Consider the following 19560-nt stretch of genomic DNA (forward strand, 5'->3'; position numbering starts at 1 on the left):
AAGAATGCGCCTGGGCGAATCCTCTTGGGAAAGGACTCTTCCAGGTTTGATGAACTCATATTCCTTTCGTCCGATCCATTTTATCATTCTATTTTTATCCATAATCTTTTTGGTCGCTCCTCATGTGCTTGGATCTCCAGATCCGAGCAAACCCTGCTACGGAAAAAAGATCAAAGGAATGCAATGTATTCCGGAAGGATATTTTATCCGAGGAAGTAATACACATGATCCTGACGAGGCCCCGGAACAAAAAATTTATCTCAGCGACTTCTTCATAGATCTTTACGAAGTCACAAATGAGGACTTCAGCAAATGTATAGAAGAAGGTTCCTGCAAAGATTGCCTATATAATGGGACCTGCGATTATATTGGCCCGGCTTACGGCGATCTGTATTTAAAACCCAAACAACCTGTGCTCGGAGTCAGTTGGTATACTGCAAAAGAATACTGTGAATGGTTGGGCAAAAGACTTCCAACGGAAGCGGAATGGGAGAAGGCAGCGAGAGGTCCGAAAGGGAATTTATTTCCCTGGGGCAACAGACCCGCAAACTGTAAGTTAGCCGTCATCGAAGAAGATGAGCGAAAAGGTTGTGTTTATAAAAAAATCAATCCTCCGAATTTAATGCCCACGGCTCCGGTAGGAAGTAGACCTGCCGGAGTATATGGGCTTTTTGATATGGCCGGAAATTCCTGGGAATGGGTCCAGGATTGGTACTCCGAAAATTACAAAGTTTGTGGAGAAGCCTGCAGCGGAAAAGATCCCAAAGGTCCCTGCGAAGGAGAAGATAGTTGTCCCGGTTTTGATAAAAAAACCTTAAAAGGTGGATCCTGGTGGTGGCCCGCAAGTTATGCAAGAGGTTCCAAAAGGAGAGCCCATGTCCCTCAAAATTACCCGGAATACCACCATTTTGGGTTTCGTTGTGCAAAAGACGCAGGTTAAAAAGCTATACAACTGACAGTGCTCTTATAAACAAATACGTAAGAAGCCAAAAATGGTTATGCGAAATGAAAACAAAAAATCCAAAGAAACCTATCGTTTCTCTCTTGTTGGTCCTCCTACTGGGACAATGTGGACCTACAGAGCCTTCTCCAATCACAGGAATAGAAACTCCATCTACAAATTGGGAACAAGAAAAAAGTCCTTATATAATTTCTAACTGGGCGTTTTCCGAAATCCCTCCTGGTAATTTTTTCCATGGACATTTCCCTGTTTTGCCAGGGCAAAATTCCGAAAACCCTTCCGGCCAAGATTCTTACAAAATAGAATCCTTCTTAGCTGCGCCTTCTAATATCTCGAATTATAATCCCAAACAAAAAGATTCCTCTTTTGTATTCTTTCATTCCGTAAAAAGAAGCAAAAACGATCTGGATATATTACTTTCTGCTTATGTACCTTTTTGTCCGTCCGGATGTTATCTGGGAGTAAAATCGGAAGGCAAAGAGCAACTGATTATACCGGGAGAATCGGAAGATTCTTCCAAACCCAGGATCGTAGTTATTCCATTCCAAAATGAAGAAGTGACTCTGGCCTTACAGTTATTCCCTTTTAACGGCCCCAGAAACATGATGGAAAATCCGATAGTGGGTAGCTTTTCGGAAATCCAAACCGTCTATCTGGTAAAAGCGCTTCGAGTATTATTATTTAGCTCTTTGGAGTTTTTTTCATTCTTCTTTTTTGCGTTCATTTATATAAGAAGGCCCCAAGATAAATTTAATCTTTCCTTCTCTCTTCTAAACTTATCTTTAGCTATCTGGTATCCCGCGTATGAAGGTTGGTTCCAATACGTAGTGGACTCTCCTTGGACTTGGGTCATTTTCGGATATTCCCTGGGAGCATTCCTTCCCATTCTATTTTATGAATTTACGATCGGAATCTTTCAGGCACCCAGAAACATCCCAGGAAGAATATTACAATTTCTTTTTATTCTGTTAACCATCTGGCCGTCTTTAGAATACGGACTCACAGGAGGACATCAATACTTCGGGAAGGTTGCCTTCCAGATATTTTTAGTCATATTAGTATTCTTTTATATGAATACTCTCTATATCTTTTTCAGATACAGATGGAGCAGTATTCTATCTTTCAGATGGGTGGTCACAGGCTTGATACTTGTCGCAGTGTCTTCTTTTTACACTGTGATGAGTTTCGCAGGTTTCGGCACGGCTCAGCCTTGGGTAAACGAAAGCTTTTTAGTGTTAACATTACTTTTCAGTTTGGCACTCGCAAAAAGATACGCAGAAGTTTTCAGAGCCCTAGAAAAATCGGAAGGTAAGCTCAAATCATTAAACGAATCTTTGGAAACAAAGGTAGAAGAAAGAACTAAAATTATAGAGCTCCAAAAAGCGGAACTTGTACAAAAAGGAAGAATTTTAGCGAAGGACCTTTCTATTGCAGGAAAGATCCAAAATGCGTTACTTCCAACGGAACTCCCGGTTATTCCTAATGCAAGGATCTCTTATAGATACAAACCAATGATGGAAATAGGCGGAGACTTATTGGATGTGATCTACGACCCTTCCACAAGTTCTTTAGGAATGTTCATCGGAGATGTAACCGGTCATGGTGTTTCCGCAGCACTGTTGGCATCCATGCTAAAAATGACTCTTGGGGATTGGTCTATTCTTCTACAAGATCCGTCTTCTCTTCTATTACATATTCGTAATCAATTCGAAGGCAAATTGGACGGTCATTTTATCACAGCCACTTTAGTAACCGTGGATCTAAGGTCCGGCAAAACATTAATCGCAAATGCAGGACATCCGGAATGTCTTGTATTGAGAAAAAGTGGGCTCGTAGAATTTTATAGGCCCAAAGGAGTCGCGATCTACGAGGCGATCCCAACCACTTACCAAACAGAATCAGTGGACTTATTACCTGGAGACAAGGTAGTATTATATACGGACGGAATTCCCGATTCCAGAAATTCGGAGGGAGAATTTTTCGGAGAAGATCGTCTATCCGACCTGCTGAGGAAAAATTCTTTTAGACCTCCTGAAGAACTTTGCGATTCGGTCATACATGGAGTTCAATCCTTTCAGGGAGAATTTCAACACCAAGACGATATGGCATTGCTGGTAGTGGAGTATTTGGGTTAATTTAAAGAGTCTATATTTTTCCAATTAATAGAAAACGCGCGAACGGATATGGATTTCCGTCCTCCTATCGATTCAGGCACGACTATGTTCCGTGATTTTTAAAGAAAGTAATGAATTTGAATATTTGGGTAGATGTAAATCTTCTGCGAGTTTTGCTGCTTCATTCAAATACGAATTGATTAGATCGGAGATCTGCCTTTCTAACTGGATTTCTCCCAAAAGCCCTAAAACTTCCTGCTTTTTATTCCTTTTCCAGTCTTGCCTTTTGTCTTCCGGAAGAAAATAGATCATAGAGGAAATGTCCTCATTTTCCAAATCTTCATTCAGATCTTGGTAATCGTCCAAAAGTCTCCAGGCCACACCAAAGAATTCGTACATTCTCTTTACGAGTTCAGCTTGGTCTTTGGAGAAAAAAGATCTGGCAAGCAAATACGGTTGTAAGGACCAAATTCCCATTTGAGAACGAAATCTGGAAAGATGAGCTTCTAAACTTTCTGCAATCCCTAAATCCACAATGGATTTAAAGTATCTGTCTATAAATTCCTCTGCGATCAGCACACCGTCATGCACTTCTCTACCAAATAATTTGCTAGATTGAGCATATCTAGTCCAAGCCTCAGTCCTAAGCTGAAGAATGATATGATTCGCTCTTAAAGATCCGTCTGTTAAATGATCATCAAGAGAATGAAGTAATAATGCAGAAGAGTGAGACTCGAGTAGCAAAGTTAGCCATGGATTTTCCCAAGGCAATCCATGAGCAGACTCATTTATCCAATACAGGATAGAATAACTTGGACTATAATATTTTCTTAAAAAATTAAATCCTTCCGTTACGCTATTCTCGGAATATTTATATAAAAATAAGACCGCCTCAGTTCTGAGAGAAATCGGCAATCCATAACAAATACTTAAAGCGGAACGATTCAGTAACTTGCAGAATTCTTCCGCCTCTCCGGGGTTATCCGAAAGACCGAAATCAAGCCTTTGCATGGCCACATATTGGAGAAATTTATTTTTTTTACCATTTATTTAATTTCTTCTAAGAAATTTTTGTGATAATTAAGGCTTTTCGAAGTTTCTTTCCGGAAATAATATTCCATTTTAGCATTTTAGAATTTAATAACAGTTTACCCTAATCAAGGTAAGCTATTTTCAGAATGTTGGATACAAGTTTATATTATGTCGCCTAATTTGAGGGCAATCTCTAAAAAAAGATACGTTATACTTCTTATTAATCTAAATCAAAATTCCATAAGATTATAAAATCGGAATACAGATTCCACTCCTTCCTGGATATTTTTCTTGAAGATTTTAAATCTTAAAAAAATCCTCCACGGATCGGCAGGAAGTAGTTTGAGAACTTTTTTAGATTTTATTCATACAGAAAAAACGAACCATCCTCAATTTATACTTAGCATACAAAAAGAAGATCCCAAACTTTTACAGAATTGGTTCCAAACGATAGGTTATGATGTTTCTACCTGGGAATGTTCCAAGGTAATTGAAACATTTAGGACTACATTAGGTCATAAAAGAAAGGACTTGGACCCTTCTTCCCTACATTAAAATTTTATAATAACTATCCTAGGACTGAGTTCAGGTCACGGGAAATTATATCGCAACCCCAAACAAGACCTGCAATTGAGCTCCATAGGGATTCTGATGAGTTCTTGCTTCTTTTTCAGGTTCCTGCCAATCTTTCTGCAATTGTCTATAATCCCAATTTGTATTGGTGCCGTACGAACCTCTTTGTTCATGAGTGGTTCTATCAGGATAGAATAGAATATTTCCTCCCACATGAATAAAAAATCCAGAGTTGAAAACATACCGGAAACCTGCCCCCGCAGAAAGAAAAAGTTTTTGTTGAGAAATATTCCAAGCATAGTCCCTATAATTTCCGCTTGGAACATAGGTCTCTGTCTTTCTTTGTTTTTCCGAATATGTTTCTAGTCCTGCTCCTGCCGCAAAATAATAAGGACCGGAAAAAGGAAACCATTCCATTTGGAGTGCCAATTGTCTTTGGATCTTTTCTGAATTTGTAAGCGTGAATACTCCTGATAGATCAGATTGCACGCCATTCACATCCAAATCGAATCTTTGGATTACTCTTTGTTCTTGCCATTGCAGAGAAGCGGCCAATTTGGAAGAAAATTGGATCCCTGAACCGAACCAACTCAAACCGTTTGAAGTAAACCCTCCAATGAAAAATTTTCTGGAATTTCTTCTTTCTGCCTGCTCGAGTTCACCTGGAACAGGAGCAAGATTATTGTTTCCTTGGGCAAAAGCCGCAGGTGCAATAAATAAGAAGAATGCAAAAATAATTTTTTGAACGAGTTTTTGTTTCATACGTGTCCGTCCAGCCGATCCAGGATTCCAAATTTCTTTGGAAAGGTCAAGCTACTCGGAGGAGACGTAGACAGTTCCTCCTTTATTTAAAAATTCTTGGGATTTTTCTTTGAATCCTTCTTCCATAGCCTTCTCGTCCGAGATCCCTTTCTCTTCCGCATATTTTCTAAGCTCCTGGGTCAAATGCATGGAACAGAAATGAGGCCCACACATAGAGCAAAAATGCGCCGTTTTCATTCTATCCTGAGGGAGTGTCTCGTCATGAAAGGACTGGGCAGTATCGGGATCCAAGGAAAGTGCAAACTGGTCTTCCCATCTGAATTCGAATCTTGCCTTACTCAATAGATTGTCTCTTTCCTTGGCGCCTGGGTGTCCTTTAGCAAGATCTGCCGCATGCGCAGCGATCTTATAAGCGATCACTCCCTGCTTTACGTCTTCTTTATCGGGAAGTCCCAAATGTTCTTTTGGAGTTACGTAACAAAGCATCGCGGTTCCATGCCAGCCAATCATTGCAGCTCCAATCGCGGAAGTGATATGATCATAACCGGGTGCAATATCAGTCACTAGAGGCCCTAATGTGTAAAATGGAGCTTCCTTACAAATTTCCATCTGCAGATCTACATTCTCTTTGATCTTATCTAATGGAACATGACCAGGCCCTTCTATCATTACTTGGATATCTTCTTTCCAAGCAATCTGAGTAAGCTCTCCCAATGTTCTTAATTCTGAAAATTGTGCCTCGTCGTTTGCATCCGCGATACTTCCCGGACGTAAACCGTCACCCAAGGAGAAGGATACCCCGTATTTTTTCATCACCTTGCAGATTTCTTCGAAACCTGTATAAAGGAAATTTTCCTGATGATGTGCCAAACACCATTTTGCGATGATAGAACCACCTCTGGAAACAATACCCGTTACTCTTTTGGAAGTCAGCGGAATATATCTAAGAAGCACTCCGGAGTGAATTGTAAAATAATCTACACCTTGTTCCGCCTGCTCTTCCAAAGTTTCTAAAAATACCGAAAGACTTAAATTCTCCGCCTTACCTTTTACTTTTTCCAAGGCTTGGTAGATCGGAACCGTTCCGATCGGGACGGGAGAATTTCGAATGATCCATTCTCTAGTCTCGTGGATATTTTTTCCTGTGGAGAGATCCATCACAGTATCGGCCCCCCACTTGATAGACCATCGGAGCTTCTCCACTTCCTCTTCAATGGAAGAAGAAAGAGCTGAATTACCTATATTCGCATTTATTTTTACTAAAAAGTTTTTGCCGATGATCATAGGCTCCAATTCAGGATGTTTCTTGTTGGAAGGAATGATTGCTCTTCCTCTTGCAATCTCACTTCTCACAAATTCAGGATCCATTCCCTCACGGAGAGCCACATATTTCATTTCTTCGGTTATCAATCCCTGTTTTGCGAAATACATTTGAGAATGATTTTGAACGGGAGAAGGACCTGAACTTCTTTTGCGGATCCATTCTTCCCTAAGCTTAGGGATTCCTGCCTTCCAATCGGAAGGATTCCATCCGTCTTTCCAAGGACCTTCGGTAGTGTACGCGTGATAAACAGTTCCGTCAGTTAAGCGAATTTCTTTGCGAGGGATCTCGGACGGAGTTAGAGTTTGATTGGATTCCATAGTTTTTCTCCCATGTCGGGGAGAATTCCGGAATCTGAAAAACGGGGAAAAGAAAAAGGATCCGGGAAAAAGTCCATGCGAAATTTATAATCTTTCGCGAACCTAGATCTCGGACATTTGTTTTTTTCCGTTTCCCTTCGCAGGCATTATCCTGATCAGGTTCCGGGGACTCTCTCAGAGACTTTTGGTCCCACCCCCAACGGTTCTCTCCATCTGATTCCTAAATTCTAGTCTTGCAAGGAGTTTTTCCAAAACTTATCGCTCGAACTAGTAAGAGAAAATTCACTGATTTTTCTCAAAGTTTAAAAAATTGAAATTAACGAACAGACGTTAAGCTTCAAATAGAAGAGGAAGTGAATGTTTATTTTTTACAACAAATGTTCAAAATAAAATCCTATATAACGGACTTTTTTATTTTATTCAGAATATCTGTTTGACACTCAAGTCCGCATCGATATTGTCCTGTCCAATGCTTGGGCCCAGGATATAGACATAAATGGTCCAAGTGAAAAACCACTCTACTATACGAAAAGTTTAAGGAGCTATTTAAATGGTTCGTAACATCACGAGAGCTTTGTTAGTTTTCGCCGTACTTTGTTCTTCATTCGGCTTGAGCGCAAAGTCTTACATCACTGGAGGCCTCGGTCTCCAATTTGACCTGGGATCATTGGGCGATACAATTGCAACTGATGGTTTGGATGCATCTGGAAGCTATGCTACTACTGATTCCACTGGAACTCAGGGTGGGGTTCTTCCTCGTCGTGCAATCATTCCTGAAAACCGTTTGTTAAGTTTACAACACACTACAAACGGATTGATCAGCGCTAAAACTAGCGGTGCGATGACAGGACTTACTCTATCCTTAGGATATGAGCACGATTTCGGAAAGGCTTTCTTCTGGAGAGCAAACGCGCACTACACTCGTAAAGTTGCGGGTGGAGAAACTGACGCGAAATTCTTAGGACAAAATTTCTACGATATTACTTGGGACTACCATGCACTTCAAGTTCCATTTAACGTAGGTATCAAACTTTCCGTTACAGAAGATACTTCCTTCTATATCGGAGCTGGGGTTCACTACTTCAACGGTGGATGGAGCTTAGCTGGAAGTAACCGTTTGAATGACGTTCATAATGCAGTAGTAAATGCTTTAGTTGCTGGCGGACAAACCCTTGCAGAAGCAAAGTCTTCTACAATCGCTGGACTGCTTGCTGACGGAACTGATCCTTCTGCTAACTACGAAAAAACTACCTTCCAAGTTTCTGGATTTGCTCCAAACTGGTTGATCGGAGCTCAATCTAGAATTTCCGATAAAGGTCATATCTATATGGAAGTTGAGACTCTGTTCTCCTTCAAATATGGAATTGGTCACCCAAGATCACAAGGTGGTATCGAAGGTTTAGCACCTTCTGTTGCGTATCCTCAAGTTCTTGGTGGAAACCAGTACAGATTCGGATACAAACACGAGATCTAATTCAAGGTCTTTGTTTGGATTATGTAAAGGCTCTCCGAAAGGAGGGCCTTTTTTATTTTTATTTTCTTTTTTTAAACACGGGCTTCTTCTCTGAAATTAATAAGCGAAATGTAAGTTTGCCCATCCCTAAGGGTATAAATTGGCTTCGTCGAATTTTATCACATAACGATCATGTAATGAATTAAATCGAAAAAAAGATGGCTACTCCTAAGCATATCTATTTCCAGTGAAAATGTTTTCAAACCCCACCCGGAGATAACCATGATACAAACTGCCAGAAGAACATTTCTCATCTTTCTTTTCATAGCACCTGGGATCTACTTAAATGCAAAAACATATGTAATGGGTAGTGCCGGATTACAATTCGATTTAGGAGATTTGGGAAATACAATCTCTACAGACGGTTTGGATTCATCTAGTAATTACGCGACTAAGGACAGCACAGGAACCACAGACGGAGTTCTTCCTCGATTAGCAGTCATTCCAGAAAACCGATTATTAACCTTACAACATTCTTCCAATGGTCTGATCAGCGCGAAAACAAACGGCGCAATGACAGGACTTACACTTTCCTTAGGGTACGAACAAGATTTCGGAAAAACATTCTTCTGGAGAGTAAACGCACATTACACTCGCAAGGTGATGGGAGGAGATACGGAAGCAAAATTTGCGGGACAATCTTTTTACCATATGACTTGGGATTACAATGCAATCCAGATCCCTGTAAATATAGGAATTAAACTTTCCGTTACGGAAGATGCGGCTGTATACATAGGCGCCGGAATACATTATTTTAAAGGTGGATGGAGTTTAGCAGGGCATAACCGCTTGAACGATGTCCATGAATTTTTGGTCGATGCAGGTGTTACGGATACTACTATCCTAGGCTTAGTCGCAGATGGAACAGATCCTTCTGCCAACTGGGAAAATACTAGATTTAACGTTTCCGGCATTGCCCCCAACTGGCTCGTCGGTGCTCAAGCAAGGGTTTCCGATAAGGGTCATATATATATGGAAATGGAGACGTTATTCTCCTTTCAATATGGAATTGCTCATCCTAGCTCGGAAGGTGGGATAGCCGGCCTCGCTCCTAGCGTCGCCTACCCGCAAGTTTTAGGAGGAACCCAATATAGATTCGGTTATAAACACGAGATCTGAAAATTTTAAATTAGATCCGTTCTTCCCAAAAGTGGTACAAATTTTACAGGCAATCGGTTTGTCTCATCAAATCGATTTTGTTTTTTCCTAAGAGTAAGAAGAAGCTGGACTTCTTCCTTCCATTCTACGGGAAACACCGCGATCCCTTCTTCTTGTAAAGATTCAAAAAGGAAACTTTCTGATCCTGGTATTTTTGGAAAACATGCAGAAGATACAAATTTAGAAATTTTTCCTTTTGTTTGGGTGAGAAGGTTCGCGTCTCCGAATAGAATCTCATTTCTTTCTGTAAATCCAGGAGACCAACTTTCCAAAACCGCTAAGGATCTTTCGTACAATTCAGGTACGATTTCTATGGAAAAAAGTTTTGCCCCCAGAAGATCCAAAATTGCAGCCAGATACCCGGAACCAGTGCCTATTTCTAAAATTGTATCTCCGGGCCTTACCCTCAATTGGTTAGCGATGTATGCGACTATATAAGGCTGGGAAATGGTTTGTTCTTCTCCGATCGGAACAGCTTTGTCTTCGTAAGAACATTCCCTGTATTTTTCAGGAAGGAAAATATGTCTGGGGACTTTTAGGAAGGCAGAAAGTAGATTTGGATCCTTGATCCCTCTTTCCGAGATTTGTGTTCGGACCATTCTTTCTCTTGCAAGAACAGTCCCAGCATCATCAAATCTGGAGACGAAGCCTAAATCAGGATTTTCCATTGACGTCTAGGCCGGACTCAGTATTTTGGTTCTGGGTTCGGCTTTGTAGCTCAGTCGGTAGAGCAGAGGACTGAAAATCCTTGTGTCGGCAGTTCGATTCTGCCCGAAGCCAAAACCCGCTTATCCCTTCTTTCTTTCCTCTCCCAGTTTCCATAATTCGGTAAATACCAGATCTTCCACTTGTTTGCAAAGTTCGGGCTTATATAATTTTTTCACCGGTGGTTTAGGATATATATGTATCTCATCCGTGTCCGGTATATAAGTAAGCATCCGTAAAATCTGGTCCTCCCCTTCGATCTCGTACATCGTGTAGGACATCCCCTTAGCTGGGATGATTTGAGAAGTTTCCAAGTATTTCATGATTCTACTGCTCTATCAAGTATAGATCTTTTGGAAAGAGATTTATTCTTCTTACAATTGGAGCCCTATCGGAGTGTAAACGCACCGATTCCTCTTATGACTATATGTTAAAAAGCTTGTACTAAAAAGCCTTTTCATATAATCTTTCCCAATGACTCGGTCCTCTCTTAGAACTGACGGGGCTTTTCTTGTCGGGATCACTGGGATGATCGGTGGTGGCAAATCCACTGCGACTCAGATCTTGGAAGAATTGGGCGGAGTGAGAATCAGCGCTGACGAGATCGCCCGTAAATATACGGATCCGGACAGCCCGATCTCAAAGGAACTGATCGATTCCTTGGGTCCGGAAATTTTGGATGAGTCCGGCAAGCTAGATCGAAAAAGGATCGCAAAGTTGGTATTCGGGAATCCCGAAAAACTGAAGATCCTAAACTCTTTAACCCATCCAAGGATACGTAAGGAGTTTCTAGAAGTACTGGGCAGCTTAGCAGAAGGTTGTTTGGTCCTGTGGGAGGTCCCACTACTTTTCGAAACGGACTCTTATACCCTTTGCGATGCCACTGTCTGCGTAATTTCAGACCCGGTAACTTCTTTGGAAAGGACAGTAAAAAGGGACGGGATTAGCAAAGAAGAAGCGGAAGCTAGAGCAAAAAGCCAGCTTTCACTTCAGGAAAAAGCGAAGAAGGCCGACTATTCCATTAAGAACACAGGGGATTTGCAAGACCTTCGTAAAGAATGCGAACATTTGTACGCTGAATTAAAAGGAAGAATGAAATGAAGGAAAAAGTTTTCTACGTCATCAATCTGGATAATAAAAGGATCTCATTGCTCTCCCTATTTTTAGTGGGACTTCTTTTTTCATTCTTCTTCTTAGGCGTTTCCGTCGGAAGAAAGAGAGGCCAAGTGCAAGATGACCTGGCTCTCAATTCCAATCGAGACAATATGCAATCATTATCATCTTCCACTGTGAACCAAGCAATGGAGGAATCTTCTGCGACTTCTAATATTAAAAAAGAAGAAGAAGTTAAATTCAGAAATCTTCCTCCAGGCGCAGAAGTTGTGGATCTAAGATCCGAAATTTCTCCTGCAAAAAAGGAAGAACCATCCAAGATAGAAGTAGAAGCCCCATCTTCTTCTCACACTGAAAAAAAATTAGTTCGGAAAGAAAAGGAATCCAAAAAATCAGTCCACACTTCTCCTCGTAAGGCGGCGGTCCACAAGGCTGATAATGATTTTTTCGTTCAAGTAGCAGCGTTCAAAACCAAAGAGAAGGCAGATGAACTCAAGTCTTCTTTAGGCGGGAAGTCTTACGTGAAAAAAACCAAAAACGGTTATTTTACAGTCCGTATGGGAAATTTCCCTTCCAAGGAAGACGCGGAAAAATCCATGAAAAAACTTCCCGGCAATTTGAAAGAAAACGCTTTGGTCTCTAAGGAATAATTTTTTTAGATATTTCCCCGGTGGATCTTCTATATTTTTTCAATTGACCCAGGAACAGTAAAACTCCAAGTTCGTTGTTAACAGAAATGGATCTGAAAGACCTCGAACCAGTTCGTCTTGCCGTTGTCAGATCCACAATCGAAAGATTGCGTCATACGTATTCGGATCTTTTAACATCGATTAAGGGCTACGACGGAATCCCCTCTTTTTTCGAAAACAATCTCTACGCTCCCACCAACAAAGAAGAAAGAGATAATGCTCTCGAAAGTTTGTACGAAAAATTGAAAACGGTCGCCGGGAAGGCGATGACCGATAATATCCATCAGATTATCCTACTGAACAAACTCACAGACTCTTTGGATTTCGAGACTGCTAAAGTAGTGATCGAAAATAATTTAATGGAGAACGGAGAGATCCCTCAAGAAAATCTTTATGCTGCCTTAGGTGCAGTCGGCAGATTCGAGGAAAGAAGAGCTCAGATCGGTATGGTTGGTGAAACTCTCAAATTTTTCTTTTCTCTTTCCAAACTTCCGATGGTAAAACTGATCATGGCACCGATCAAAGTTGCTGCATCTATGGTAGGGGCCACTTCTTTAGTGGATACTATGGAAGCAGGTTATAATCTATCTACAAAGATCAAAGACTTACAGCCGTTTATCGAGTCATTCGTAGATAGAGAAAACAGACTTTTAGGCAAACTGATCAACGGCGAAAAACACGAATCGATCTAATTTTAATTTTCGGAACAATTTCGTTTCGGATTCCCTCTTGCCTTTTTTTAGATTTCTTAAATCCTTTGCTCCGGCCGGAACTTCGGCCTTGGGGCAAACTCATGTTTATAGGACATTATAGCGTTTCTTTCGCTTCTAAAAAAGCCGAACCCAAAACTCCTCTTTGGGCGAGTTTTATCGGGGTTCAGTTCGTAGATATTCTATTTATGATCTTTATCTTATTCGGGATCGAAGGTATTCGATTCGTTCCTGGTTTTACCGAAGTGAATAATTTCGATCTTTATTATATGCCGATCACACATAGTTTAGTGGGAGGAATCGGCTGGTCTATCCTATGTTTTCTAATCTTCAAATTCGTCTTTTTAAGATCTAAACCATATTCAGATTCTTTAAAGAACAAAATTTCAGGACTGATCGGTTTGACTGTTCTTTCTCATTATTTTCTGGATCTTCCGATGCATACAAAAGATCTACCGATTCTATTCGATTCAGGTCCTAAAATAGGTTTCGGGCTTTGGCATAATAGAATTCTTTCTATCACGACTGAGGTAACTCTTACTTTGATCGGATTGGTCTTATATTTTAGAGCGACAAAACCGGGTTCCACTTTCGGTGGAAAATACGGAATGCAGATCTTCGGCGGAATACTTTTGGTCTTAGCGGTTGCGACTCCATTCTTCCCTCCTCCACTTACAATTCCTGAATTTTCTATCCAGGCGTTAGTAGGTTATGTGATTCTTGCTTGGGTTGCAGGCTGGTTGGACGGCAAACGGATTCCGATCGAATCTTAATCTTCGATTAATCATCTTTCTAATCCATACAGTCTTTAACGGGATCCCACTTATAGTTCTACATGGACTACAACTCGAGATCCCAGGTTTTTCTGCACCGATTGCCGGAAAAATTCAGGTCCTACAATCTCTTTGACTAGACCTTTTGGGTTTACTGATTACTTGTTTTGGACTATCTTTAACTTTCTTTTTATTTAGAACTAGGAACTAAAAAACCGCATAGGCTAACAATCCGAAGGTTCATTTTTTCTATTCGGATTACAACTGTGTAGTTTTCTCGTTTTTAGAAGTCGAACAGTATTGGCCGAAATCACTTGGCCATTCGTATATTCGCATCAATTCGTTAGAATTAGAAAAGGCAAAAAATAATGGCGGCAAACTCCATACAGACTACAAATTTTTCGGAAAAAGGAGCGATCAGCATCAATCGGATCCGGATCGGATTCTCCATCGTAATGCTTGCGGTAAATGTTTTAGCTTTATTTTCACAAGCAGGCTCCCAACAAGCGAGCACACTTATCAACTTTCTGATCGAACTTACAATTTTCGGATACGGAATTGCTCAGATCATTCTTCTGAAAAAAGGAAAACTCAAAGGTTCTTTTGTAACCTTATGTGTATTCTTGGATATTTTGATGTATTCCCTGATCTTCATAACGGTCACTGTGTATGCCGCCAATAAAGAAGCAATGGTCGGAAACCTAAAAATGCCGTTCTTTATCATGCTGTATTTTTTTGTGATGATTTATTCCGGTCTTCTTCTTTCCCCTAGAACCACTTTGCTTGTTGGATACTTGGCATTTATCGGAACATTCTCCATGGATTATTTCGCATGGTTGAATGGGGTGGAATTCAAATACAATACCGATAAGGCTGATGAGATTTCAGTATTTTTCGAAATCATACGATTTGTATTTTTCATCTTAGGGATCCATATCTTAACTTCCGTAGTTAAATTTTTAGTTTCGGTTTCGGATGTGGCAATCAAGTCAACAGTCGATGCGGAAGCAAAAAGTGAAGAAGCCGAGAAAACCAAGAATAGGATCACTGAAGAAGCAACTGTCTTAAACAAAAATACTTCCGAGATGAAAAACGAAATGGATACTCTGAATTCGGAGATCCAAAGCCAGGTCTCCAGCATGGAACAGATCAGCGCTTCTCTCGAAGAATTAGCTGCCTCCACAGACAGCGCTGCAGAATTTGTTAAGGCTCAGTTCGGAAAGATAGAAGAATTGAACAAAGAAAGTGACACATTAAACTCTATCTTAAAAGAAGTAAGAATTTCTACCGATTCCTTATCCAAAACGACAGAAGAATCCAAGGTTTATAGTAAAGATGTATCTGGTGCAATGGAAATATTAGGAAATAATTTCGGAGAAGTTAGTAAATCCTTCCAAAAAGTCCAAGATGTAAACGATATCATGAGAGAAATTGCGGACAGAACCAACTTACTTGCATTAAACGCATCTATCGAAGCAGCAAGAGCTGGGGAACATGGAAAAGGGTTTGCAGTTGTCGCACAAGAAGTAGCAAAACTTGCAGATAGTGCGTCCGAAAACGCGGCCACAATCTCTAAAATTATCGGAGAAGCTGCAAAACTGATCACAAACGGAAACACAGCGGCAGAAGAAACAAAACGAAAAGTTTCCGTCCAAGAATCCGGATTTACTTCCATTGTAGATAACCTAGGCCAATTGAGATCCAGAGTGGAAAACCAAGGACGTATCCACGAGTCCTTCTTAAAATCCTTCCGAGAACTATTCGATCTATCCCGACAGATAGAATCCATTGCAAGCGAGCAGAAGAACGGAACCAAAGAAGTGGTCCAAGCCCTTTCTTCCATCGAACAATCTTCGAATCTTATTTCGGAAGGTTCCAATAGAATGAGAGCTAGTTTGGAAGAACTTTCGGAACAATCCAAAAGATTGGTAGTTCAATAAGGTCTCGCCGGGCAGTTTTTAGAAGTTCAATATTCTTGACTTCCCGGCATCTGTTGAAAGACTGACTTTCGTAACCCGTCGCGAGTGTGGTGAAATTGGTAGACACGCCAGATTTAGGTTCTGGTGCAGTAATGTGTGGGGGTTCGAGTCCCTCCACTCGCAAAAACTTTCCTCTTTAAAACAACAAAATCATTTAACTAAATAAGATCCAAGGGACTCGAACGGCTGAGTCTGAGAGCGAAAATAGCTCGCGTAACGAGCGTATATTTTCGCGTCCGAAGCACAGGATGTGCTGAGGCAGGCGAAGCACGCCGCGGAACCAAGTCGAGCAGGATGCGAGACTGTGTAGCGGGCGAGTCCCTCCATTCGCAAAAACCTTCCTTAAAATATATTCATAAGTCTATCGCGAACTTGCCGCCAAATCGTTTTATATCTTTGAGTTTTTTACTTGAAGTTTATCCGTTTTATTATATTAAAAAGATCTTATAATGAATCGATTTTTATTTATCTCTTGTTTGTTTTTTCTAACCTGCTCCGCAGATCCCGACAAATTCGAATATCTTCGATCGCCTAAAAAGGCAGTAATCTCGGAATTTAATAGACCAAATTTACTTTTTGGAATGGCAGAAGATAAGGAATTCTTTGCAAAAATAGAAGACGGAGTTTATCATTTCCGATTTTCAGATACTAAGAATAAACATATAAAGTCACTTTTTACGATAGCGTATGATGGGGACTTTGAAATTGAGGCATCTGTTTCGGGCAATAAAGATAAGCCTGAATCGTATATAGGAATTGCACTTACTGATTTAAATGAAGGAGAGGATTTTATAGAATCGTCTGTGAATTGGAAAGATTCCTTTGCCGTGGCTAATCAAGAGAAATGGATTATGTATAGTAATGGGAATCAAAATATCACAAGCAAATTCCAGATTTTGACTATACGAAAAGTAGGATCGGATCTTTTTTTCTTCAAAAACGGAGTCTTCAAATATCAACATAAAATCGGAACGATCAAAAGTTTCAAAGTTGCAATCTCCACCGGAAATTCCGGTAGAGGCGCGATCGATTATTTTAAAATCATCCGATACTAAATCATTTATAATCTTAAACTCCTTAATTTTTCGCAGCAAGAGGACAGCTAACTCATGATCACTTTACATATACAATTTATAAAATTTTTTACGGTTTGCGCGTTATCGATCGCTTTCGTATTTTCAGCATGTAGTTCGATAGAACAGAAAAATAATCCTGAAACTATTTTCGTTGAGGATATGTTTGTAAACTATCCGATCCATTTACTTGCGAGATTCGGAAATTCGAATCGAATCGAAACCTTCTTTAAAAACAATTATTCCGATATCGATAGGGTCTCTCCTCCGGATGATTGGACCGCGTTAATGATAGCCGCCGCGTATGGCAATTTAGACGTAGTTAAGTATTTAATTTCTAAAGGTGCAAAGGTTAACTTTCGCTCTCCAAAATGCGGATGTACGGCCATATTAACTGCGACCCACCAACTGGAAACAAACGAAAATCATTATAAGATCGTCGAACTTTTACTTTCAAAGGGTGCGGACCTTAATGCCGTCGATAACTTGGATGATGATGCGATTACGGTTCCGGTAAAAAATAAAAAATACGAAATAGTCAAGCTTCTCCTCACAAAACATAAATTTAATATACGAAGAAAAAATAAGGAGGGGAAATCGGCAATCGATTACGCAAAAGATAATAAAGATACCGAAATGATTAAAATATTAGAACCATATACGGCCGGCAATCTTTGATTCATTAGATTATTATAAATTAAAACCTCAGCGATAAGCTACGAGGCCTGAATCTTCCATAAAGAGTCTTAATCCGCTTTCTCTTTCCAACTCTGGAACAAAGGCAACATAGCTTCCGCTAAGGCCAGGTCGGATTTTTCGGTGATTTTTAGATTATATGGATTGGATTCTACCAACTTGGGGGTGATACCTTGCCCTTGGGCCCAGGTGCATAGATCGGTCGGTTCTGTTGCAGATGGTTTTTCCAGGATCTTTTTCAGAATATCCCCTCGGATCCCTTGGGGAGTTTTCATAAACCAGATCTTTTCTCGGTTAAGAAATTTTAGATGATCCTTCTCTTCTTCCAGAACGGTTTCGTGATTTTTAGAAGCGAGTGAGGCCACTCCAAATTCTTCCGTAACGCTGGATAATCTGTCTAGATCGTCCGGAGAAACGAATGGTCGAGCTGCATCGTGGATAAGTATGATATCATTGGTTGCAAATTGAAGACTCGAAATCCCAGCCAACGTGGATCCATGTCTAGTGTCTCCGCCTTCTACAATTCGATCTCTTTCTCTCAGAAAGGGGGAGCAAAGCGTTTCGGATTTTAAGATATAATCCTTATGAGAAACGAGGACTATACTTTTGGTTTTTCCCCAATCTATAAAAGTTTCCAAACTATGAAGTAAGATAGATTTTCCGTTTAATTCTAAAAATTGTTTCGGAAGATCGGACTTCATCCGGGAGCCTGTTCCTCCCGAAAGAAGTAGTAAATAAATATTACCCGAGGGAAACCAGGACTTCATTCTGAAGGACTTGTTCCAAAGTTTGTTTCTTACGAACGAGTTTTGCGGATCCGTCTAGATCGATCAGAACTTCTTGGGTTTCCGGATAAGAATTATAATTTTTTACCGACATGGAAGAACAATAAGCTCCTGCTCCTTCCATCACTACCAAGTCTCCGATCTCAGGAACTTCTGTGGTCCTAAGTTGAGGGCCGCCGCCTTCTTCTTGTGTGATCAAGTCCCCACTTTCGCAACAATGTCCTACGTATACAAACTCTCCGGTCTTTTGTTCCGACTTTTCTTTTTCGGGGATCACTACCAGTGGATGTTTTGCAGCGTATAGAGCCGGTCTTGTATTCACATCCATTCCCATATCTAGTTTTACGAATGTATATCCCCCGTCCCCAGTATAAACGATATCATCTACCTGAGTGAGGATTGCTCCATTATTCACCATTAGGAAGGAACCAGGCTCGATTTCCATTTTAAGCTGAATCCCTTTTTCTTTGGCGTAATTTTCAAAGAGTTCTTTTACAGGCTTCCCGATGGTTTGAGGATCGGTCGTTTTTTCACCGATCATTCTTCCCACTTTGAAACCTCCGCCCAGATTCACAGTCCTACAATCAGGGAATTGTGCTGCGATCTCTAAAGTATAATGTGCCACAGCCTTCCAAACTTCTGGATCGGAACCGGATCCTATATGCGTGTGAATTCGAACCAGTTTGAGCTCGTATTTAGAAACGATCTCTTTTACTTTTCCGATTTCTTCATGCCAGATGCCGAAGGAGGATGTTTTACCTCCTACATCCGTTTTCTTGGTAGCTCCGGATCCTAGACCTGGATTAAAACGAACGCTCACTTCTTTTCCTGGAAAGTTTTTTCCAAATTCTTCCAATTGCCTCAAAGAACATGCGTTGAACTGGACTCCTTGAGGAATCAAATCCTTTAAGGATCTTGCCAATTGTTGAGAAGTGAGTAGAATATCGGAAGGTTTGAATCCTGCAAGTATCGCACGTTGCACTTCATGTTCGGAAGATGCGTCTATATGGATACCCTTCTTCCTTAATATTTCCAGAACCGTGCGCCCCGGATTGGCTTTCATTGCGAATCGAACGGTGAGACCAAAAGCGTTAGGAAAGGAAAGTGCATCGTCGCAACTTTTTTCGATTCCTTTGCGAGAGTACACAAAAACTGGGGTCCCGAAATTTGTTGCGATTTTTCTAGCTTCTTCGGGAGTCAAAAATTTAAGATTTTCTATTGATTGCATAGGGTTAGAGGGTTTTCTAGATCCTTCTAGGCCATCTTTTAGGGCGGTCCGGGTT

The 19560-nt window shown here is 40.6% G+C and carries 19 protein-coding genes, 2 tRNA genes and 1 riboswitch; of the genes, 14 read left to right on the forward strand and 7 right to left on the reverse strand.

The features are described 5' to 3' along the window. The first annotated feature begins 49 nt into the window (after positions 1-49). Complete coding sequence (locus CH365_RS07095; protein WP_100768259.1) at positions 50-940, forward strand: formylglycine-generating enzyme family protein; 891 nt, start codon at positions 50-52, stop codon at positions 938-940. Positions 941-1005: 65 nt separating this feature from the next. Then, positions 1006-3096, forward strand: coding sequence for a PP2C family protein-serine/threonine phosphatase (locus CH365_RS07100; RefSeq protein WP_100767907.1), 2091 nt, complete (start codon positions 1006-1008; stop codon positions 3094-3096). Between the two features lie 72 nt (positions 3097-3168). Here CH365_RS07100 and CH365_RS07105 read toward each other — a convergent pair whose 3' ends face one another. Further along, complete coding sequence (locus CH365_RS07105; RefSeq protein WP_208861172.1) at positions 3169-4086, reverse strand: class 1 isoprenoid biosynthesis enzyme; 918 nt, start codon at positions 4084-4086, stop codon at positions 3169-3171. Positions 4087-4449: 363 nt separating this feature from the next. Here CH365_RS07105 and CH365_RS07110 point away from each other — a divergent pair, with 363 nt between their 5' ends. Continuing rightward, positions 4450-4662: a hypothetical protein gene (locus tag CH365_RS07110; RefSeq protein ID WP_100768260.1), complete on the forward strand. Its 213-nt coding sequence runs from the start codon at positions 4450-4452 to the stop codon at positions 4660-4662. Between the two features lie 45 nt (positions 4663-4707). Here CH365_RS07110 and CH365_RS07115 read toward each other — a convergent pair whose 3' ends face one another. Together CH365_RS07115 and thiC are read right to left on the reverse strand one after the other, a co-directional pair. Further along, the gene (locus CH365_RS07115) at positions 4708-5442 is read right to left on the reverse strand and encodes a hypothetical protein (protein WP_100767909.1); all 735 of its coding nucleotides are present in this window, start codon (positions 5440-5442) and stop codon (positions 4708-4710) included. Between the two features lie 51 nt (positions 5443-5493). Next, positions 5494-7083 (reverse strand): phosphomethylpyrimidine synthase ThiC, encoded by a 1590-nt coding sequence (gene thiC, locus CH365_RS07120; protein ID WP_100767910.1) that lies wholly within the window; start codon positions 7081-7083, stop codon positions 5494-5496. Positions 7084-7198: 115 nt separating this feature from the next. Next, positions 7199-7291: riboswitch (TPP riboswitch) on the reverse strand. A gap of 342 nt (positions 7292-7633) precedes the next feature. Between thiC and CH365_RS07125 the strand changes: the two genes are divergently transcribed. Then, on the forward strand, positions 7634-8557 hold the full coding sequence (locus CH365_RS07125) for a porin OmpL1 (RefSeq protein WP_100767911.1): 924 nt from the start codon (positions 7634-7636) through the stop codon (positions 8555-8557). Between the two features lie 261 nt (positions 8558-8818). Next, entirely contained in the window at positions 8819-9715 is an 897-nt protein-coding gene (locus CH365_RS07130; protein WP_100767912.1) for a porin OmpL1, read from the forward strand. Positions 9716-9720: 5 nt separating this feature from the next. Here the strand turns inward: CH365_RS07130 and CH365_RS07135 are convergent, their stop codons facing one another. Next, positions 9721-10422: a protein-L-isoaspartate O-methyltransferase family protein gene (locus tag CH365_RS07135; protein WP_100767913.1), complete on the reverse strand. Its 702-nt coding sequence runs from the start codon at positions 10420-10422 to the stop codon at positions 9721-9723. 39 nt (positions 10423-10461) lie between these two features. Between CH365_RS07135 and CH365_RS07140 the strand changes: the two genes are divergently transcribed. Continuing rightward, positions 10462-10534: transfer RNA gene (locus CH365_RS07140), tRNA-Phe, on the forward strand. A gap of 8 nt (positions 10535-10542) precedes the next feature. On the opposite strand, the gene CH365_RS07145 is transcribed toward CH365_RS07140, so the two are convergent. Then, positions 10543-10782, reverse strand: coding sequence for a hypothetical protein (locus tag CH365_RS07145; RefSeq protein WP_100767914.1), 240 nt, complete (start codon positions 10780-10782; stop codon positions 10543-10545). A gap of 151 nt (positions 10783-10933) precedes the next feature. Between CH365_RS07145 and coaE the strand changes: the two genes are divergently transcribed. From coaE to CH365_RS07190, 8 genes are all read left to right on the forward strand, one after another. Then, complete coding sequence (gene coaE / locus CH365_RS07150) at positions 10934-11560, forward strand: dephospho-CoA kinase (RefSeq protein WP_100767915.1); 627 nt, start codon at positions 10934-10936, stop codon at positions 11558-11560. After that, positions 11557-12222 carry an SPOR domain-containing protein gene (locus CH365_RS07155; RefSeq protein ID WP_100767916.1) on the forward strand — a complete coding sequence of 222 codons (666 nt, stop codon included), beginning with the start codon at positions 11557-11559 and terminating at the stop codon, positions 12220-12222. Before coaE ends, CH365_RS07155 begins: the two co-directional genes overlap by 4 nt. An 86-nt stretch (positions 12223-12308) precedes the next feature. Continuing rightward, positions 12309-12953, forward strand: coding sequence for an FFLEELY motif protein (locus tag CH365_RS07160; RefSeq protein WP_100767917.1), 645 nt, complete (start codon positions 12309-12311; stop codon positions 12951-12953). A gap of 101 nt (positions 12954-13054) precedes the next feature. Continuing rightward, positions 13055-13744, forward strand: a complete 690-nt coding sequence (locus CH365_RS07165; RefSeq protein WP_100767918.1) for a hypothetical protein — start codon at positions 13055-13057, stop codon at positions 13742-13744. A gap of 368 nt (positions 13745-14112) precedes the next feature. Next, positions 14113-15684, forward strand: a complete 1572-nt coding sequence (locus tag CH365_RS07175) for a methyl-accepting chemotaxis protein (RefSeq protein ID WP_100767919.1) — start codon at positions 14113-14115, stop codon at positions 15682-15684. Positions 15685-15764: 80 nt separating this feature from the next. Further along, positions 15765-15846, forward strand: a tRNA-Leu gene (locus CH365_RS07180). A 326-nt stretch (positions 15847-16172) separates the two neighbouring features. Further along, entirely contained in the window at positions 16173-16778 is a 606-nt protein-coding gene (locus CH365_RS07185) for a hypothetical protein (protein WP_100767920.1), read from the forward strand. A gap of 54 nt (positions 16779-16832) precedes the next feature. Further along, on the forward strand, positions 16833-17474 hold the full coding sequence (locus CH365_RS07190) for an ankyrin repeat domain-containing protein (RefSeq protein ID WP_100767921.1): 642 nt from the start codon (positions 16833-16835) through the stop codon (positions 17472-17474). A 68-nt stretch (positions 17475-17542) separates the two neighbouring features. On the opposite strand, the gene CH365_RS07195 is transcribed toward CH365_RS07190, so the two are convergent. Beyond that, positions 17543-18259, reverse strand: coding sequence for an IspD/TarI family cytidylyltransferase (locus tag CH365_RS07195; protein ID WP_100767922.1), 717 nt, complete (start codon positions 18257-18259; stop codon positions 17543-17545). Then, positions 18234-19505: a diaminopimelate decarboxylase gene (locus CH365_RS07200; protein WP_100767923.1), complete on the reverse strand. Its 1272-nt coding sequence runs from the start codon at positions 19503-19505 to the stop codon at positions 18234-18236. Before CH365_RS07200 ends, CH365_RS07195 begins: the two co-directional genes overlap by 26 nt. Positions 19506-19560 lie beyond the last annotated feature (55 nt).

Source organism: Leptospira neocaledonica (genome assembly GCF_002812205.1).
Lineage (GTDB): Bacteria > Spirochaetota > Leptospiria > Leptospirales > Leptospiraceae > Leptospira_B > Leptospira_B neocaledonica.

Coding starts and splice junctions, on each gene's coding strand:
- CH365_RS07175 (WP_100767919.1), top strand. CDS start 14,113: ATGGCGGCAAACTCCATACAGACTACAAATTTTTCGGAAAAAGGAGCG.
- CH365_RS07185 (WP_100767920.1), top strand. CDS start 16,173: ATGAATCGATTTTTATTTATCTCTTGTTTGTTTTTTCTAACCTGCTCC.
- CH365_RS07095 (WP_100768259.1), top strand. CDS start 50: ATGAACTCATATTCCTTTCGTCCGATCCATTTTATCATTCTATTTTTA.
- CH365_RS07130 (WP_100767912.1), top strand. CDS start 8,819: ATGATACAAACTGCCAGAAGAACATTTCTCATCTTTCTTTTCATAGCA.
- CH365_RS07190 (WP_100767921.1), top strand. CDS start 16,833: ATGATCACTTTACATATACAATTTATAAAATTTTTTACGGTTTGCGCG.
- CH365_RS07115 (WP_100767909.1), bottom strand. CDS start 5,442: ATGAAACAAAAACTCGTTCAAAAAATTATTTTTGCATTCTTCTTATTT.
- CH365_RS07100 (WP_100767907.1), top strand. CDS start 1,006: ATGAAAACAAAAAATCCAAAGAAACCTATCGTTTCTCTCTTGTTGGTC.
- CH365_RS07195 (WP_100767922.1), bottom strand. CDS start 18,259: ATGAAGTCCTGGTTTCCCTCGGGTAATATTTATTTACTACTTCTTTCG.
- CH365_RS07160 (WP_100767917.1), top strand. CDS start 12,309: ATGGATCTGAAAGACCTCGAACCAGTTCGTCTTGCCGTTGTCAGATCC.
- thiC (WP_100767910.1), bottom strand. CDS start 7,083: ATGGAATCCAATCAAACTCTAACTCCGTCCGAGATCCCTCGCAAAGAA.
- CH365_RS07105 (WP_208861172.1), bottom strand. CDS start 4,086: ATGCAAAGGCTTGATTTCGGTCTTTCGGATAACCCCGGAGAGGCGGAA.
- CH365_RS07125 (WP_100767911.1), top strand. CDS start 7,634: ATGGTTCGTAACATCACGAGAGCTTTGTTAGTTTTCGCCGTACTTTGT.
- coaE (WP_100767915.1), top strand. CDS start 10,934: ATGACTCGGTCCTCTCTTAGAACTGACGGGGCTTTTCTTGTCGGGATC.
- CH365_RS07165 (WP_100767918.1), top strand. CDS start 13,055: ATGTTTATAGGACATTATAGCGTTTCTTTCGCTTCTAAAAAAGCCGAA.
- CH365_RS07155 (WP_100767916.1), top strand. CDS start 11,557: ATGAAGGAAAAAGTTTTCTACGTCATCAATCTGGATAATAAAAGGATC.
- CH365_RS07135 (WP_100767913.1), bottom strand. CDS start 10,422: ATGGAAAATCCTGATTTAGGCTTCGTCTCCAGATTTGATGATGCTGGG.
- CH365_RS07145 (WP_100767914.1), bottom strand. CDS start 10,782: ATGAAATACTTGGAAACTTCTCAAATCATCCCAGCTAAGGGGATGTCC.
- CH365_RS07200 (WP_100767923.1), bottom strand. CDS start 19,505: ATGCAATCAATAGAAAATCTTAAATTTTTGACTCCCGAAGAAGCTAGA.